Here is a 645-nt window from a genome sequence, read left to right as displayed (position 1 = left end):
ACAACAATGCCCCAATCAACAAGTCTTTGATCAACTTACGCAACAAGTGCAGCAAGATGAACAATGGCATCAACAGCCAGTAAAGTGGGCCGCCAAGAAGGGTTCCAAGAATAGCCAATAATGGGTAAAGGAAGATGCCCTTCAGCAACTTGGAAATGAAGTGTAACAAGCCGTACAGCGGCAAACCAAGCAAGAACAAGGAAAGCGTGAACAGAATGTGACCCAAGATATTTCCAAGCAATGCGCCTAACAATTTACCAAGTAAGAATGGTAATAAGGCTAACAGAATTGGTAACCAAAGTGGCAATGTCAGCAATGCTGGCAAGAACCACAATGGGAGTGTCAATAATAAGAGTGGCAAGCCAAGTGCAAGCGCCCCTAACACGATTGGTGCGAACAGAGAGCCGAGGATAAATCCGCCAATGAACTTTAGGAGATCCCCAAGTCCTTTAGCAAGGGCCCCTACTACGTTACCAATCAAGAGTGGCAAGAATGCTAACAGTAATGGCAACCAGAGTGGCAAGGTCAGCAATGCTGGCAAGATCCACAATGGTAATGTCAATAACAGCAATGGAATGCCAAGAGCTAAGGCACCGAGAACAAGTGGAGCAACCAGCCAGCCTAAGATAGCGCCGAGACCGAACT

The 645-nt window shown here is 46.7% G+C and carries 1 protein-coding gene; it reads right to left on the bottom strand.

The window, feature by feature from the left end:
* Positions 1–645: hypothetical protein (locus FC96_RS13045; RefSeq protein WP_202813032.1), on the bottom strand; the 645-nt coding region annotated here is incomplete at both ends.

Source organism: Secundilactobacillus kimchicus JCM 15530 (assembly GCF_001433995.1).
Lineage (GTDB): Bacteria > Bacillota > Bacilli > Lactobacillales > Lactobacillaceae > Secundilactobacillus > Secundilactobacillus kimchicus.
This window is presented reverse-complemented; position numbering and strand designations above follow the sequence as displayed.